Annotated in this window: 20 protein-coding genes; 8 read left to right on the top strand and 12 right to left on the bottom strand. The window is 63.3% G+C overall.

What is annotated here, in order from left to right; all coding sequences use genetic code 11:
• Both Q7T45_RS03000 and Q7T45_RS02995 read right to left on the bottom strand, forming a co-directional pair.
• Nucleotides 1-456, bottom strand: a 456-nt coding sequence (locus Q7T45_RS03000; RefSeq protein WP_370691197.1) for an ABC transporter ATP-binding protein, incomplete at its 3' end; no start/stop codon positions are given.
• Nucleotides 449-1204: an ABC transporter ATP-binding protein gene (locus Q7T45_RS02995; RefSeq protein WP_304867426.1), complete on the bottom strand. Its 756-nt coding sequence runs from the start codon at nucleotides 1202-1204 to the stop codon at nucleotides 449-451. The genes Q7T45_RS03000 and Q7T45_RS02995, both read right to left, overlap by 8 nt.
• Before the next feature lie 369 nt (nucleotides 1205-1573).
• Between Q7T45_RS02995 and Q7T45_RS02990 the strand changes: the two genes are divergently transcribed.
• Both Q7T45_RS02990 and Q7T45_RS02985 read left to right on the top strand, forming a co-directional pair.
• Nucleotides 1574-2176, top strand: a complete 603-nt coding sequence (locus tag Q7T45_RS02990; RefSeq protein WP_304867423.1) for a hypothetical protein — start codon at nucleotides 1574-1576, stop codon at nucleotides 2174-2176.
• A gap of 8 nt (nucleotides 2177-2184) precedes the next feature.
• Nucleotides 2185-2808 carry a hypothetical protein gene (locus Q7T45_RS02985; protein WP_304867421.1) on the top strand — a complete coding sequence of 208 codons (624 nt, stop codon included), beginning with the start codon at nucleotides 2185-2187 and terminating at the stop codon, nucleotides 2806-2808.
• On the opposite strand, the gene Q7T45_RS02980 is transcribed toward Q7T45_RS02985, so the two are convergent.
• Nucleotides 2805-3173: an ArsC family reductase gene (locus tag Q7T45_RS02980; RefSeq protein ID WP_304867418.1), complete on the bottom strand. Its 369-nt coding sequence runs from the start codon at nucleotides 3171-3173 to the stop codon at nucleotides 2805-2807. The two genes, Q7T45_RS02985 and Q7T45_RS02980, sit on opposite strands and share 4 nt — an antisense overlap.
• Before the next feature lie 76 nt (nucleotides 3174-3249).
• Between Q7T45_RS02980 and Q7T45_RS02975 the strand changes: the two genes are divergently transcribed.
• A complete protein-coding gene (locus Q7T45_RS02975; protein WP_304867415.1) occupies nucleotides 3250-3408 on the top strand; it encodes a DUF5993 family protein in 159 nt (52 codons plus the stop codon).
• 6 nt (nucleotides 3409-3414) lie between these two features.
• Nucleotides 3415-3966 (top strand): disulfide bond formation protein B, encoded by a 552-nt coding sequence (locus Q7T45_RS02970; protein WP_304867412.1) that lies wholly within the window; start codon nucleotides 3415-3417, stop codon nucleotides 3964-3966.
• A gap of 10 nt (nucleotides 3967-3976) precedes the next feature.
• Here Q7T45_RS02970 and Q7T45_RS02965 read toward each other — a convergent pair whose 3' ends face one another.
• On the bottom strand, nucleotides 3977-4681 hold the full coding sequence (locus Q7T45_RS02965) for a glutathione S-transferase N-terminal domain-containing protein (RefSeq protein WP_304867409.1): 705 nt from the start codon (nucleotides 4679-4681) through the stop codon (nucleotides 3977-3979).
• An 80-nt stretch (nucleotides 4682-4761) separates the two neighbouring features.
• Between Q7T45_RS02965 and Q7T45_RS02960 the strand changes: the two genes are divergently transcribed.
• On the top strand, nucleotides 4762-5631 hold the full coding sequence (locus Q7T45_RS02960) for an SDR family oxidoreductase (RefSeq protein WP_304867407.1): 870 nt from the start codon (nucleotides 4762-4764) through the stop codon (nucleotides 5629-5631).
• Between the two features lie 57 nt (nucleotides 5632-5688).
• Nucleotides 5689-6711 (top strand): NAD(P)-dependent alcohol dehydrogenase, encoded by a 1023-nt coding sequence (locus tag Q7T45_RS02955; protein ID WP_304867405.1) that lies wholly within the window; start codon nucleotides 5689-5691, stop codon nucleotides 6709-6711.
• 23 nt (nucleotides 6712-6734) lie between these two features.
• On the opposite strand, the gene Q7T45_RS02950 is transcribed toward Q7T45_RS02955, so the two are convergent.
• The 7 genes from Q7T45_RS02950 to Q7T45_RS02915 form a co-directional block, all read right to left on the bottom strand.
• Nucleotides 6735-8423: an SWIM zinc finger domain-containing protein gene (locus Q7T45_RS02950; RefSeq protein ID WP_304867403.1), complete on the bottom strand. Its 1689-nt coding sequence runs from the start codon at nucleotides 8421-8423 to the stop codon at nucleotides 6735-6737.
• Nucleotides 8420-9124, bottom strand: a complete 705-nt coding sequence (locus tag Q7T45_RS02945; RefSeq protein WP_304867401.1) for a GNAT family N-acetyltransferase — start codon at nucleotides 9122-9124, stop codon at nucleotides 8420-8422. The genes Q7T45_RS02950 and Q7T45_RS02945 overlap by 4 nt, the downstream gene beginning before the upstream one ends.
• 37 nt (nucleotides 9125-9161) lie before the next feature.
• Complete coding sequence (locus Q7T45_RS02940; RefSeq protein ID WP_304867399.1) at nucleotides 9162-9512, bottom strand: Lin0512 family protein; 351 nt, start codon at nucleotides 9510-9512, stop codon at nucleotides 9162-9164.
• Nucleotides 9513-9553: 41 nt separating this feature from the next.
• Nucleotides 9554-9970 carry a GFA family protein gene (locus tag Q7T45_RS02935; RefSeq protein WP_304867397.1) on the bottom strand — a complete coding sequence of 139 codons (417 nt, stop codon included), beginning with the start codon at nucleotides 9968-9970 and terminating at the stop codon, nucleotides 9554-9556.
• Nucleotides 9971-10285: 315 nt separating this feature from the next.
• Nucleotides 10286-11032: a DUF899 domain-containing protein gene (locus Q7T45_RS02925; protein ID WP_304867392.1), complete on the bottom strand. Its 747-nt coding sequence runs from the start codon at nucleotides 11030-11032 to the stop codon at nucleotides 10286-10288.
• 55 nt (nucleotides 11033-11087) lie between these two features.
• Complete coding sequence (locus Q7T45_RS02920) at nucleotides 11088-11621, bottom strand: SRPBCC family protein (protein ID WP_304867389.1); 534 nt, start codon at nucleotides 11619-11621, stop codon at nucleotides 11088-11090.
• Nucleotides 11622-11625: 4 nt separating this feature from the next.
• Entirely contained in the window at nucleotides 11626-11979 is a 354-nt protein-coding gene (locus Q7T45_RS02915) for a helix-turn-helix transcriptional regulator (protein ID WP_304867386.1), read from the bottom strand.
• Nucleotides 11980-12033: 54 nt separating this feature from the next.
• Here Q7T45_RS02915 and Q7T45_RS02910 point away from each other — a divergent pair, with 54 nt between their 5' ends.
• Both Q7T45_RS02910 and Q7T45_RS02905 read left to right on the top strand, forming a co-directional pair.
• Complete coding sequence (locus Q7T45_RS02910; protein WP_304867384.1) at nucleotides 12034-12198, top strand: hypothetical protein; 165 nt, start codon at nucleotides 12034-12036, stop codon at nucleotides 12196-12198.
• A 60-nt stretch (nucleotides 12199-12258) separates the two neighbouring features.
• Complete coding sequence (locus Q7T45_RS02905) at nucleotides 12259-12756, top strand: peptide deformylase (protein ID WP_304867382.1); 498 nt, start codon at nucleotides 12259-12261, stop codon at nucleotides 12754-12756.
• Nucleotides 12757-12774: 18 nt separating this feature from the next.
• Here Q7T45_RS02905 and Q7T45_RS02900 read toward each other — a convergent pair whose 3' ends face one another.
• Complete coding sequence (locus Q7T45_RS02900) at nucleotides 12775-13407, bottom strand: hypothetical protein (RefSeq protein ID WP_304867380.1); 633 nt, start codon at nucleotides 13405-13407, stop codon at nucleotides 12775-12777.
• Between the last annotated feature and the right edge of the window lie 398 nt (nucleotides 13408-13805).

Raw genomic sequence — 13805 nt, 5'->3', positions numbered from 1 at the left:
GCCCGACAGTTTGGTACCCTGGCTGTTGAGCCGTTCCTTCAGATTCGGAAACAGGTCGAAGATCTGGTCCAGCGACAGCCCGCCCGGGCGCACCACCGGCGGCAGCAGCAGATTTTCGCGCACGTCGAGGCTGGCGAAGATCCCGCGCTCCTCGGGGCAGAAGGCGACGCCCATGCGCGCGATCTTGTCCGACGAGGTTCGCGTGATGTCCTGGCCGCCGAAACGGATCGAGCCGGTGCGCTTGCCGATGATGCCCATCACCGATTTCAGCGTGGTGGTCTTGCCCGCCCCGTTGCGCCCGAGCTGCGTGACCACCTCGCCGGCGTTCACGTTGAAATTGATGCCGTGAAGAATGTGGGACTCGCCGTACCAGGCTTCGAGATTCTCCACCGACAGCACCGGCGTCGCTGCGCCGGACTTCGTCGCGGCGGCATCGGCCATCTTCAAATCAGTCATGCCCCGCCCCCAGATACGCTTCCTTGACGCGCTCGTCCTTGGTGAGTTCGGCGTAATTGCCTTCCGCCAGTACCTGACCGCGCGTCAACACCGTGATGATGTCGGACAGATTGGCCACGACGCTGAGATTATGTTCGACCATCAGGATGGTATATTTCGCCGAGATCCGCTTGATCAATGCGGCGATCTTGTCGATGTCTTCATGTCCCATGCCGGCCATCGGCTCGTCGAGCAGCATCATCTCCGGATCGAGCGCCAGCGTCGTTGCAATCTCCAGTGCGCGCTTGCGGCCGTAGGGCATCTCGACCGCGGGCGTGTTGGCGAACTCGCTGAGGCCGACATCGTCGAGCAGTTCGTGGGCGCGGCCGTTGAAGCGGTCGAGCACCGTCTTGGAGCGCCAGAAATCGAAGGAGTGCCCGTGCTGGCGCTGCAGCGCCACCCTGACGTTTTCGAGCGCGGTGAGGTGCGGAAACACCGCTGAAATCTGGAACGAGCGAACCAGGCCGAGGCGCGCGACATCGGCCGGCGCCATCGCTGTAATATCCTGCCCCTTGTACAGAATCTGGCCCGCCGAGGGCTTCAGAAACTTGGTCAGGAGATTAAAGCACGTCGTCTTGCCAGCCCCGTTGGGACCGATCAACGCATGAATGCTGCCACGGCGAACCCTGAGATCGACATCGCGAACGGCAAAGAACCCCGCGAATTCCTTGCTCAATCCGTGGGTTTCGAGAATGAACTCATCGGCCAATCAAATTCCCCCAACAGCCATCGCCGCGAAGCGCGCTTCGCGCATGACCAATTCTTGCCAACCGGCAGGTCTCCCAGACGCCTTGGAAATCCCGTCCCGGACGTGCCGCCTCCGGGCCGGAATATGCCGTCAACGGCCCGGCTTACGCAAGGTCGAAAGCTGGCCATACGCGGAGACTAAATGCCCGCCCCCGCGCCCTCGGTCGATTGCCCGGGAACCCGGGTGCCGGGTTGGCGGAGGTCTTCGGCTTCCCGCCGGCCCGGCTGCGAAAGCAAAGCATTAACGGTGTTTGGACCCGATCCGGCGTTTTCATAGAATATTTGTCGCCCGGGGTGGATGATCCGGCATTTGGTATCGAGGATTTCAGCCGTGGATTTTGAAAGCGCCAACCCGTCGGTGGTCAAATCGATCAAGCAGCGGGACCTGCTCAACACCTGGCTGCGGCTTTTTGCCCGCGAGCGGCTGCTGCCGCGCATCGAAGAGTACCAGCCCACGCGGATCGAAGAGGAGTTTCCGGATCTCGTCTACTATACCGTGGATCCCTCTGGCTGGCCGCCGCGCCTGACGATTCAGAGTGACGGCACGCGGATGGCCAGTGCCTATGGCCATACCGGCAAAGGCCGGTTGCTCGACGAATATCTCGGTCCGAGGCTGGTTCCCATTGTGATGCCGGTCTACTATGAATGCATCGCCCGCCGCCTCCCCGTCTATACCATTTCCAATATCGACGACAGCTATGGACGAATCGTCGCCTATGAGCGCCTGCTGCTGCCGTTCTCGGTCGCCGACAAAGTCACCCACGTGATCGCGTCGCTGAAGACCATCTGCGAGGACGGCGGATTTGAAATCAGGAATCTGATGCGCGGAAACGACACCCTGCCGACGACCAGGCTTCGCACCGTCATCGACCGCGATCTATTCCATCGCGCACCCGGCCGTATTCCCGCCGGTGACGTCATCGAATTCGGTTAAGCCCCAAGATGGAGTTCACCCGCGCCAATCCCTCGGTGGTCCGATCCATAAAGCAACGCGACCTCCTCAATGCGTGGCTGCGCGCTTTGGGCAAGGGCCGCGCCCTGCCGCTGCTGGCGGACTATAACCCCGAGCGCATCGCGGATGAGCTGGTGGACATGATGAGATATGACGTGGACGGCGAAGCCGCCGACGCGCGGTTTCTGATCACCCAGGAAGGCTCGCGGCTGACCGCAACCTACGGCAACGAGCACGTCGATCCCGACAAGCGAACCAACCGCTATCTCGACGATGCCATCGGGCCAGCCCGCTATGCGCGCGTGGTCCCCTCCTACCGCGCCTGCCTGGCACACAGGCGGCCGACCTATTCGATTTCGATGGTGCAGGACGCCGACGGCAAGGACGTTTCCTATGAGCGCCTGCTGCTGCCGTTCGGAGCCGCCGACAAGGTCGAGCAAATCGTCGGCTCGTTCAAGGCGATCAGCATCGAAGGCGGATTCAAGGTCAGAAACCTGATGGGCATCCAATCCCCGACGACGCCCGTCAGCGTGGTCAGGGCCGTGATTGACCATGACTTCGTTCCCGGCGCAGCGGTCCATCACACGTCGGACGATGTCATCGAATTGAGCTAGGCCTTGCGCGCCGTGGTTCGCTTGACTTCCGCGGCGTAGGTTTCCGCCTTGAACCCGACCAGCAATTTGCCGCCGAGATCGAGCACCGGCCGCTTGATCATGGAGGGGTGCGCCAGCATCAGGGCCAGCGCCTTGCGCTCGTTGAGGCCTTCCTTGTCGCTATCGGGCAATTTGCGAAACGTGGTGCCGGCGCGGTTGAGCAGGGTTTCCCAGCCGAGCTGGTCGCTCCAGCCCTTTAACTTGTCCTTGGCGATGCCTGCGGTCTTGTAATCGTGAAAATCGTAGGCGACGCCGTGGCTGTCGAGCCAGGCGCGGGCCTTCTTCATGGTGTCGCAGTTCTTGATACCGTAGATGGTGATGGGCATTTTGATCCATTCCGGAATGGTGCTGGGCGGTCGCCCATTGTAGTGTAACTGCGGCCCGCCTGCATCCGGAGCGAAGATGGAATTCACCGCACTTTTTCTTGCCGTCACGATCGTGATGCTGGTTGCCTGGTTCGGCCGGCGCTCGCTCGCATTGGCCCTGTTCGCAGTGGTGCTGTTAGCCTCCGTCGCGACCTATCTGCACCATGCGACCGATACGCTGAAACTGTCGTTCTGAGGCGCCATGACCCGCGGATTCGCCATCACCCTCAACGCGCTCAGCCTTTACGCGGTGGCGCTGGTTTTGGCCGCGGCGTTTGCCGCGCAACTCGTGCTGCAGGAACTGCCCTGCCCGCTATGCCTGCTGCAGCGGATCCAGTTCGCGGTGCTCGCGATCGGTCCGATCCTGAACGTCCGCTTTGGGCCACGTCCCAGCCATTACGCCTTGTCGCTGCTGGCCGCCGTCGCAGGGGCTGCTTTTTCCACCCGCCAGGTGCTGCTGCACATCATGCCCGGCGATGCCGGCTACGGCACTGCCCTGTTCGGCTATCATTATTATACCTGGGCCTTGATCGGCTTTGCCGCGGCGATCGTCCTGCTTGCGGCCATCCTGCTGTTCGACCGTCAATTCGAACGGGGCATAACGGCTGAGCAGGCCGCGCCCGGCGCATTCGCGACGTCAGCGGTCTGGCTGGTGATCGGCCTGACGGCGCTCAATGTGGTTTCCACCTTGCTGGAATGCGGCTTTGGCGCCTGTGCGGACAATCCGGTCGTCTATGAGCTGCTCAAACGCTAACGCTTAGCCCTCACGGCCGCTTCGGAATCTCCAGCCCGCGTTGCACCGCAGGCCGCGCCAGGCCGCGATCGAGCCATGCCGAGACGTTACCGAAGTCATCGAAGCCGACCAGCTCGCGCGCACCGTAGAATCCGATCAGGTTGCGCACCCAGCCGAGCGAAGCGATGTCGGCGATCGTATAGTCGTCGTCCATGATCCATTGCCGCCCGGCAAGACGCACTTCCAGTACGCCCAGCAGACGTTTGGACTCCGCGACATAGCGCTCGAGCGGCCGCTTGTCGGCGAATTCCTTGCCAGCGAATTTGTGGAAGAAGCCGACCTGGCCGAACATCGGCCCGATTCCGCCCATCTGGAAGTGCACCCACTGGATGGTTTCCCAGCGGCGTGCGGCATCCGATGGCAGCAGCTTGCCGGTTTTCTCCGCGAGATATTGCAGGATCGCACCGGATTCGAACAGGCCGAGCGCCGCACCTCCAGGTCCGTTCGGATCGAGGATGGCGGGGATTTTGCCGTTCGGGTTCAGCGACAGGAACTCCGGCGTCTTCTGGTCGTCCTTGCCAAAGTCGATCAGATGCACTTCGTAGGCCAGCCCGATCTCCTCCAGCATGATCGACACCTTGACGCCGTTCGGCGTCGGCAGCGAATAGAGCTGCAGGCGATCGGGGTGTTTTGCCGGCCAGCGCGCGGTAATCGGAAAGTTGGAAAGGTCGGACATGACAACTCGCTTCTTTGCTTCGGTTCTGTTGCGCGGCTAATGTACGGTCAACGCCTGATGTGACAAGGTCGGCATCGCCAATGGATGATCAAGCGAACGCAAAGCCCGGGCTGACGGACGCGGAGCTTGCGATGCATCCGACGGTCTACGCGGCCGATGCGCTTAGGGATCAGGTCGTGGTCGTCTCGGGCGGCGCCGGCGGCATCGGCCGCGCAATCACGTGGCTGTCGGCGCGGCTCGGCGCCCATGTCGTCGTGGTCGGGCGCAACGAGGCCAAACTCGACGCCCTCGTCACCGACTTGACCGGCCATGGATTGAAAGCTTCCGCTGCGGTCGCCGATATCCGGGAGCCCGATGCGGTCGACGCGCTGTTCGACCATGTCTGGAGTACACTTGGCCGTGTCGACATCCTCATCAACAGCGCCGGCGGACAGTTTCCGCAAGCGGCGATCGACTTTTCGGTGAAGGGCTGGAACACGGTCATCAACACCAATCTCAACGGCACCTGGTACATGATGCAGACCGCCGCAAAACGCTGGCGCGACCACAAGCATCCCGGTAGCATCGTCAATATCGTCGTCGTCACCACGCACGGGCTCTACGGCATCGCGCATTCGGTCGCGGCGCGCGCGGGCGTGATCGGATTGTCGCGCGCCGTCGCGGTCGAATGGGCGCCGCTCAACATCCGCGTCAATTGCGTGGCGCCGGGCGTGATCGAGACCGAGGGCTGGAACGTCTACACGTTGCAGGCCCGCGCCGCTTACCCGCGCTCGAATCCGATGATGCGCGCGGGCTCGCCCTGGGATATCGCCGAAGCCTGCGTCTACCTCACCGCGCCCTCGGGAAAATTCATTACCGGCGAGACGCTGACCGTGGACGGCGGCGGGCAGTTGTGGGGCGAAACCTGGACGACGGGCAAGCCGGGATATTTCGGCGGCGGGGATCATTAGCCCTTCCGCACCAACGCAAACCGCGATCAAATTCGCGGCCAACATGGGACTGCACGCATGACCGGCAAGGCACGTCAGATCGAGCGGAACGGGGTGTTGGGGCCGACGATCGAACGCCCGATCCCCCAGCCGCGCGCGGGCGAGTTGCTGCTGAAGATCCATGCCACCAGCCTAAATTTTCATGACCTCGTCGGCATCGACGGCGGTATCCGCGGCTTGCCCGTTCCGCGCGTCCCCTGCTCGGACGCGTCGGCGACGGTGTTGGCGGTCGGCGATGGGATCAAGCAGTTCGCCGTCGGCGACGCCGTCATCCCGAACTTTTTCCTGAACTGGAGAAGCGGGCCGGTGGCGCGCGAGACGATGTCGCCTGTGCTGGGCGACCAGGTCGATGGCGCGCTGCAGACCCATCTCTGCCTGCCGGCGGCCTCGGTGGTGCGCGCGCCGGCCGGGCTGAACCACGAGGAGATCGCGACGCTCGGCTGTGCCGCCCTGACCGCCTGGCGCAGCGTGGTGGTCGAGGCGCAAGTCCAGCCGGGGCAGACGGTCGTGCTGCAGGGCACCGGCGGCGTATCGCTGGCCGCGCTCGCCTTCGCCAGGATGCTGGGTGCCCGCGTCATCCTCACTTCCTCCTCCGACGAGAAGCTGGCCCGCGCCAAACAACTCGGCGCCGATGTGCTGATCAACTACCGGACCACGCCGGACTGGTCCGCCGCCGTGCTCGCCGCCACCGCGGGGGAAGGCGCCCATCTCGTGGTCGAAGTCGGCGGCGGCGAAACCCTGGCGCAGGCCGTCAAGGCCAGCAGGCTCGGCGGTCATATCTCGGTGATCGGAATTCTCACCGGCTATCAGGCCGCCGGCTTCCCGCTAGCGATGGTGATGGGCAAGAACCTCACCGTCCGGGGCATCACGGTCGGCAGCGTCGCCAACCTGGATGCGATGTGCCGGGCGATCGAACTCAACGGCTACCGGCCGGTGATAGATCAGGTATTTGATCTCGACCACGCGCATGAGGCGGTCTCTGCCATGAAGCAGCAGAAACATTTCGGCAAGATCGTGATCCGGATCGCGGATGCGGACTGAGCGGGCGCTAGTTCGCGCGCTGCTCATCCCAGCATCTTGATGAAGTTACGTCGGCGTTCGAATCGCTTCTTGAGCGCGAGAACGTAGGCAACATGTTCGCCCGTTGCGCGAAGATTCGCCATCCGCGCGACCAGTTTCGCCGCCTGTTCGTAATTCGAGTTGCCGCCGGTATTTACGAGGTGATCGACTCGCATTGTATATACGTCGAGCACCTCGGCCGGATGGCTGCCTTCGCATTGACCGGCGAGCTCGTCAGTCAAGCCCGCGGACGCCCCGTATTTGCGCACCGCCGCCCAGGCCGCATCGAACATCTTCTCATGGATCCAGATGCGGATCAGCAGGTTGGTCGGGCTATCCCAGAAGTTCCGCGCCCCGCTTGCCTGCTTGCTCTCCAGGAAAGTCAACGCCTGATCCCGGGCGGCCTTGCCACCGATCTCGCAGAGCCGTGTGAACAGATCAAATGAGGGCTGCTTCTTGAACAGTCGCCACAAATGCGACTCCGCGTCGTCCTTGCGGCCAGCCTTCGACAGCAGTTCTGCTGTGAAGATCACGAGCCCCGCGTCGGGACGCGCGTCCTCGAAAATCCACAGGCCCTCCTCGGCCCGCCGAAGCGCCTCTTCCTCGCGACCATGCTGCAGGCAGAATTCGGCAAGCTGGTGATAGTCCAATTGGGACGACAGGTCCCCGGTCCGGAGCGCGATACGGGCATCGACGTCACCGTCGCGTTCCGCGAAGAAATCGAGGATGCGCATCACCTGGTGGCGATCGACGTCAGCATCGACTTCATCGACTTGCCGCCCTTTACGACCTGCAGACGGAGCCGTCTTCTCCCATGCCGCAACGGCAAGGCGCCGGTATTCGGCGAGGCCTGCCTCGCCGAGCACGTCGGCGTAGCGCCTCACCGCGCCATCGAAGGCCCCATTGTCATCCGCCATTTCCCGCGCAAACAGGTCGCGGGCGAGTTCAATCGGTTCGGGCTCGATCTGGAGAACCGCGGCGAGATGAATGTCACGCGCACGCTCCAGCAGCCACATGCAATGGCCGTCGGAATCGTCGATCTCTTCGAGAGCCTGCCCGATCCGGTCGAGCGCGTGAACTGCAAGCTCGTATGCCAGCCCGGCGCGCGCGCCCGAGGCGAGACCAGCAACGGCATCGAGCGCGGCATCGACATTGGCCGCCCAAGCCGGAATCTCGCGATAGTCCATATAATCCCGCGTTCGCGTCGCGTTGTCGATCGCCTTGCGCAGCCGTTTGCCGAGGGTCTTGTCATCCTCATCCGGCGCGGCAGCGGCGGCGTCGAGCCTGCGGAACAGGGCCGGATCCTGCTCGGCCAGGCCAATAATCATGTCGACCAGGGCATCGGTGCTCCGCTGCTTGAGGTGATCGCGGATGCGAACCAGCGCGCCGCCGCCGTCTGCTTCGTCGACACCGATGTCGTTCGCCGCGAGCCCGGTCGCGACCATATGCTTGCAGAAGCCGTGATCCTCGAATGCGCGGCAGGAACATTCGCCGTCGATGGCGCCGCCCTGCCCTCTGAGTTCGGTCCGGTAATCTTCGGTGCCCGCCACCTGCGCCAGCACGCGTTCCGGCCTAATGACGAGGATCCGAACCTGGCCGTCGCGATGGTAGGCCCGACCGCGCTCGAACACTTTGCCGCCCGCAAGCTCGCGTAGCGCATCAACGTCGAAGCGCGGACGGTCTTTAGCGTTCATGGGCACATCCGCTTCTGCAGCACCGTCACATGCAGGCTGCGCCGGATTTCCATCCCCTGCCGCCGGTACAGTGCGATCGCCGAAGCGTTGCTGGAAAATACATGCAGAAACGGGATCTCCCCCCGCGCGACAATCTGGCGGGAGATCGCGCCAAGCAGCAGTTGGGCGTAACCGCGACCGCGGTGCGACGGATGCACGCAGACGGCTGTCATCTCGGTGTAATTGGCAGGCTTCATTCGTTCGCCCGCCATCGCCACCAGATCGCCATCGATCCGGATTCCGAGAAACGTCCCCAATTCATGCGTTCGCGCACCGAACGGGCCGGGTTTGGTCAGCTCGGTCAACGCCATCATCTCACGCACATCATTGGCGCCGAGCCTGACGGTTTCGACACCGGTGATCGCGCTCTCGGCGGGCGTTCCGATCATCTGCTCGCCCGTTTCGGCGAGCACAATCTTGAACTCGGCGGGCGCGGTGACGGCGTCGGGCGTGAACAGCACGGCGATCTCGGATCCGGACATGATTGCGCCGAGCGCCGCGAAACTCTCCGGGGACATATCCACCATGTCCGCGAAGGGTGCGACCGCAGCGGGATAGCGCAGCGCGAGCGCGCCGCCTTCCGCCAGCGCCCGCTGCCGGCTCGTCAGTGCGCTCCAGATCGGGCGGTCAAGCGGATGCATCGAAGGTTCGACAACGGACATGGCGACATCCCGGTCAAGTGCTCACCCCGATCGAATCCTAGGCCGCCTTCCCGTCGTCGAGACTGACAACCACCGCGGCATTGGCAATGATGATGGAATCGCCACCGCTCTCGGCCGGAATTTCGAGCCCGCCCTTGACAGCGGTAACGGTGACCGTGCCGTAAGGCAGTTCTTTCGCAACCGCCGCGGTGTCGACGGAGCCCGGATCCGGCACGCCGATGGTGACATCGACGAACATGTCGGCGGATGTCTTGCCCACCATCCGGAAGAAGCCAAGGCTGGAATGGCGGATGGCGTCGGAGACCGCGCGCCTGGCGGCCTTGGTGGCGTCCTTGCCATGCACATCAACGCCCATGCCCATTTCGGTGATACAGCGCACGCGTGCCATCGGTTTTCATCCATCGTTGCGAAGCCAGGTCAGGATGCATTTCACATCGGCGGCATTTTGTCGAATTTCGGCATGGCCGGATCGAGATGGTCCCAGGCGTAGCCGCGCATCCCGTAGGTCACGGCTTGCGGTTTGAACCGGCTGGGATCGTCGAGGCTCGCCGCGTGCACGGTGAAAAGATCCGGCATGGCCGCAAACGTCAAATAGACCGGCGACCCGCAGGCCGGGCAGAAGCTGTGCGTCTTCACATTGCCGCTATCGCCAACGACGTCGCAATGCGCCGCCTTGCCTTCGAGTTTCACGCTCTTCCTGTCCGCAAAAGTCAGGTACGACCCGTGCCCGGTGCCGCTCCTGCGCTGACAGTCCCGGCACTGGCAGTGGTTCATGAAGACAGGTTCCCCGGAAATTTCGTAACGGACCGCGCCGCAGGCGCAGCCGCCGGTGAAAGCTTCGCTCATGTTATTTATTCCTTTCACGGGCGTATTACGAAGTCACCGGCCATTCGAATGCCGGATCAGGACCGGCAGGTTGCGTTTCGCCGGCGGGAAATCAGCTTCAACCATGGCGCCAGATGGAACGCGCTCATCAGCCAATACATCGGCACCATTCCACTCAGCGGCGATGCAGCCGAACACAACGTGTCCGGCAATCCACCGCCAGGGACCGAGGTCAGCAGCGCCATGATCGCGAATGTCGGCGCTGCCGCGAGAGATAGAAAGCCAGCGGCACCGCTCGCGCAGCGCTCACCGCACGAGGGACACCGCAGCACCGGCCTAGCCGTTCTGTTTCCGCATGGCGGCCTCGCCGGCATCCGACACCTCGGCCCATTTCTTGTCGGGTGCCGCGTCCGGGGCGTAGTTGTCGTGCCAGTTCCACCATTTGTAGGGGGGTGTCTGCGGATAGCCCTCGGGAGAGTCTTCCCACTCTTCCTGGCGGCCGAGCGCGGTGATGTCGAGATAGCTCCAGGTGCTCCCCATCGCCTCGTCGCCCCGGCTCTTGATGAAGTAGGTGCGGAAAACCTTGTCCCCGTCGCGGATAAAGGCGTTGGTGCCATGCCACTCGCCGACGCCGAAGTCGGCGTCGAAGCCGTCCGTGATGGTGTACCAGGGCATCTGCCATCCCATGCGCGCCTTCAGGCGCGCGATGTCCGCCTGCGGCGCGCGCGATGCAAAGACGAGCGTGGTATCGCGGGCGTTCAGATGGGCGACGTGGGCGACCTGGTCGGCCACCATCGAGCAGCCGCGGCAGGCTTGTTCGGGCCAGCCATGCACCCCGGGCTCGAAGAAGGCGCGATAGACGATCAGTTGACGGCGGCCGTCGAACAAGTCGACCAGGCTCGCTTTGCCCTTGGGACCGTCGAACGCGTACGCCTTCTCCACGGCCATCCACGGCATCCGCCGGCGCTCGGCGGCCAGCGCGTCACGGGCGCGGGTATTGGCTTTTTCCTTCACGAGCAGCTGCTGACGCGCAGCTTCCCACTCATTTTCCGATACGACGTGAGTCTTCATTGCCAGAGTCATGGCTCGTCTCCTGTTTGCGAACGATGCTTGTTGCGTTCCGCGTCGAACGGCAGCTTCAGGCCGGAAGCCGCTGGTCGTATTCCCCATGCAGGCGGCTCCAGCCTTGCCAGAACGGCGCCGCCTCGTTGCCCGTGGTGCGGGCGACAAGAATATCGAGATGCATGTGCCAGCCGGCGCTGACCTTGAGCATGGTCGAGCGGTCGGGCAGACGGCGGTGGGTCACGGTGAGCAGCACGCCCTCGCCCCTGGGCTCCAGTTCGAAGGTAACGTCGCCGCTGTTATTCCAGGCGATGGAAAGCTTGCGCAGCGGATCGAGTTCGGTGATCCGGCTCTGCATACGGTTCTCTTCGGGGAAGCCTTCCGGCCGAGTGCTTGGGGGGGCGTTTAGTTCGTCGTTGCGCCAGACGAGCTCAACGGGCGCGCCGACCCGCATCTCCATCTCCCCCGCCGCGAGCCACTTGCGGCGCAGTTCGCTGTCGGTGAGATACGCCCAGATGCGCTCGACCGGACCGGGCAGAAGCCGCTGGATCTTCAACGTCGTGGGTTCGGTCAGCGCGCCCCAAGCGTCGGGCTTCGTTTCTGCCGTCATAGATCTACTCCGTGATCTTTTTTGCTTTGGCCTCGTCTTCCGCAAGCAGGAGCGCTTCCAGCGTGTCGAGCCTTGCGGTCCAGAAGCGCTGATAACGCCGCAGCCACGCATTGGCTTCCGCAAGCCGCGCCGCCTCGAGGCGGCACAAATGGGTGCGGCCGCGGATCGTCCGCGTCACCAACCCGGCATTCTCCAGCACCCGCACATGTTTCGATGCGCCCGCAAAACTCATGCTGAACGGGGTCGCCAGTTCCCCGATCGTGAGTTCGCGTTCCGCGAGCTGACCCAGCATGGCCCGCCGCGTCGGATCCGCGAGGGCATGAAAGACAGCATCGAGATGCGCGAATTGTTCAACCATGTGGTTAAGTATAAGCGCGCCGGACGGATTGTCAACCGATCGGTTTAATTTATTTTGCCTGATACCGACAGGCGTGCGATGCTGCTGGCCGACGGCGATTTCACGGTTTTCCTCCGCCGTCCGATCAGCGCCACCCTGCTCGCCATCGTCGCGATATTGTTTCTGCTGATGGTGTTTCCGGCGATCCGGCGCAGCCGCAAGGAAGCGCTGGGGGAGTGAATGCGGCCCGTGTTGGCAGCAGCTTGCCCGAAACCATTCGTCGGCCTAGCACAACGCATCATGACCATCCGCCCCATCATCCGCTACCCCGACCCCCGGCTGGCGCTGTCGGCGCAGCCCGTGACCGTGTTTGATGGCGCGCTGCGCGAACTGGCGCAAGACCTGCTCGAGACCATGCACGCAGCGCCCGGCATCGGCATCACCGCGCCGCATATCGGCATATCGCTGCGGGTGGTGGTGCTCGACCTCGACCCGGTCGATAGCGCGCGGACCTATGTCAATCCGGAGATCGCATGGGCGTCGCCTGACCTGATCAGGCATCAGGAAGGCAGCGTCTCGATGCCGGGGGTCAATGACGACATCCAGCGTCATGCGAGGGTCCGGATCAGCTATCGCGATATCGGCGGCAACCTGCGGACCGAGGAGTCGGAGGGCCTGCGCGCGGTCTGCCACCAGCATGAGATCGATCAGCTGAACGGCCTGTTCTGGATCCAGCGGCTGTCCCGCCTCAAGCGCGAGCGGCTGATCAAGCGGTACGAGAAGCTGTCGCGGAGCTGAGGGATCGTCTCAAGGCGTCTAGCGTTGTGGTTTGCTGCCGAGATATCCGTTGTCCGCGAGGTATTTCGCGACCGCAGCGGCCGCCCAGCGGTGTCCGTTCGGCGACCAGTGACCATCGCTCTTGAATTGCGCAAGCGCCGGGTCGTGGTGTTCAACGAATTCCTGATGAAGATCGATCAGCGGGAGCTCGAGCTCGCCCGTAATGGCTTTCAGCCGCTCGATTTGACCCGCGACGTTATTCGCCGAGGCCACCAGCAGCTTGAATCCGTCCTGTTCCGCCAATTTCTGCCACTCGACAAACGCGCATTTGGTCAAATCGACGGCGGCCTCGAATGCCGGCAGCAGCGGTCCGTGCCCGAGGAAGATGTCCTGCAGACCGTCGGTGGGCTTCTTGCCGCGGCTGGGTTTCCAGCCGCGCAGGCCGTTGTCCAAATCCTTCGACATGGCGCGAAGCTGGCGCGCGCGCTCCGCCATGTCGCCGGCGAGAACCCATTTTTGCCAGGCTGGATCGATCGGTAACCTGTCACACGGCTGGCCCGGCCGCTCGCGCATGAAGACGCGCGGCGGATGATCGGGATGCCAACCGTGACGCAGGCTTTCCAGCACCGGCGAATTGTTGGCAAAGTCGTTCGACACGAACAGCAGGATCACGAGATCGGGCTTGAGATCGCGGTTACGTTCATAGAACGGCAGCTGGTTGGCCTGGCCGGTCCCGGTATAACCGAGCGCGACGGCTCGCTGAGCGTCCCGAAAAACCCGGATCCTGAAACCGGCTTGATGTCCGACACGGTGATCACCCGGTAAAACTCCGGCCAGAGCGCGGGCGCCAGGGTCGAGAGCACGAGGATGACCACCATCACGAGTGGAAATATTCCGAGCGGCCGTGATGCTGGCTGGGAGGACATGAGTTACGAATGATCGCTTCGGCTTCCGGGACAGCGCGAGGGTATGGGTCCGCGTTCTACAGGGAAACCCCTAAAAGTGATTTGCCCGACAGGTTAAGCGAAAATTTGCCCGTCGGGTTGATTTGTCGGGGGTTTGCGAAGGGG

The sequence above is a fragment of the Bradyrhizobium sp. genome, from assembly GCF_030646015.1.
In the GTDB taxonomy this organism is placed as follows: Bacteria; Pseudomonadota; Alphaproteobacteria; order Rhizobiales; family Xanthobacteraceae; genus Bradyrhizobium.
This window is presented reverse-complemented; position numbering and strand designations above follow the sequence as displayed.

Excerpts from the sequence above, each read along its gene's own strand:
- Q7T45_RS02975 (WP_304867415.1), top strand. The coding sequence starts at position 3,250 with ATGGAATTCACCGCACTTTTTCTTGCCGTCACGATCGTGATGCTGGTT.
- Q7T45_RS02985 (WP_304867421.1), top strand. The coding sequence starts at position 2,185 with ATGGAGTTCACCCGCGCCAATCCCTCGGTGGTCCGATCCATAAAGCAA.
- Q7T45_RS02980 (WP_304867418.1), bottom strand. The coding sequence starts at position 3,173 with ATGCCCATCACCATCTACGGTATCAAGAACTGCGACACCATGAAGAAG.
- Q7T45_RS02970 (WP_304867412.1), top strand. The coding sequence starts at position 3,415 with ATGACCCGCGGATTCGCCATCACCCTCAACGCGCTCAGCCTTTACGCG.
- Q7T45_RS02965 (WP_304867409.1), bottom strand. The coding sequence starts at position 4,681 with ATGTCCGACCTTTCCAACTTTCCGATTACCGCGCGCTGGCCGGCAAAA.
- Q7T45_RS02950 (WP_304867403.1), bottom strand. The coding sequence starts at position 8,423 with ATGAACGCTAAAGACCGTCCGCGCTTCGACGTTGATGCGCTACGCGAG.
- Q7T45_RS02925 (WP_304867392.1), bottom strand. The coding sequence starts at position 11,032 with ATGACTCTGGCAATGAAGACTCACGTCGTATCGGAAAATGAGTGGGAA.
- Q7T45_RS02920 (WP_304867389.1), bottom strand. The coding sequence starts at position 11,621 with ATGACGGCAGAAACGAAGCCCGACGCTTGGGGCGCGCTGACCGAACCC.
- Q7T45_RS02960 (WP_304867407.1), top strand. The coding sequence starts at position 4,762 with ATGGATGATCAAGCGAACGCAAAGCCCGGGCTGACGGACGCGGAGCTT.
- Q7T45_RS02945 (WP_304867401.1), bottom strand. The coding sequence starts at position 9,124 with ATGTCCGTTGTCGAACCTTCGATGCATCCGCTTGACCGCCCGATCTGG.
- Q7T45_RS02915 (WP_304867386.1), bottom strand. The coding sequence starts at position 11,979 with ATGGTTGAACAATTCGCGCATCTCGATGCTGTCTTTCATGCCCTCGCG.
- Q7T45_RS02905 (WP_304867382.1), top strand. The coding sequence starts at position 12,259 with ATGACCATCCGCCCCATCATCCGCTACCCCGACCCCCGGCTGGCGCTG.
- Q7T45_RS02940 (WP_304867399.1), bottom strand. The coding sequence starts at position 9,512 with ATGGCACGCGTGCGCTGTATCACCGAAATGGGCATGGGCGTTGATGTG.
- Q7T45_RS02935 (WP_304867397.1), bottom strand. The coding sequence starts at position 9,970 with ATGAGCGAAGCTTTCACCGGCGGCTGCGCCTGCGGCGCGGTCCGTTAC.
- Q7T45_RS02955 (WP_304867405.1), top strand. The coding sequence starts at position 5,689 with ATGACCGGCAAGGCACGTCAGATCGAGCGGAACGGGGTGTTGGGGCCG.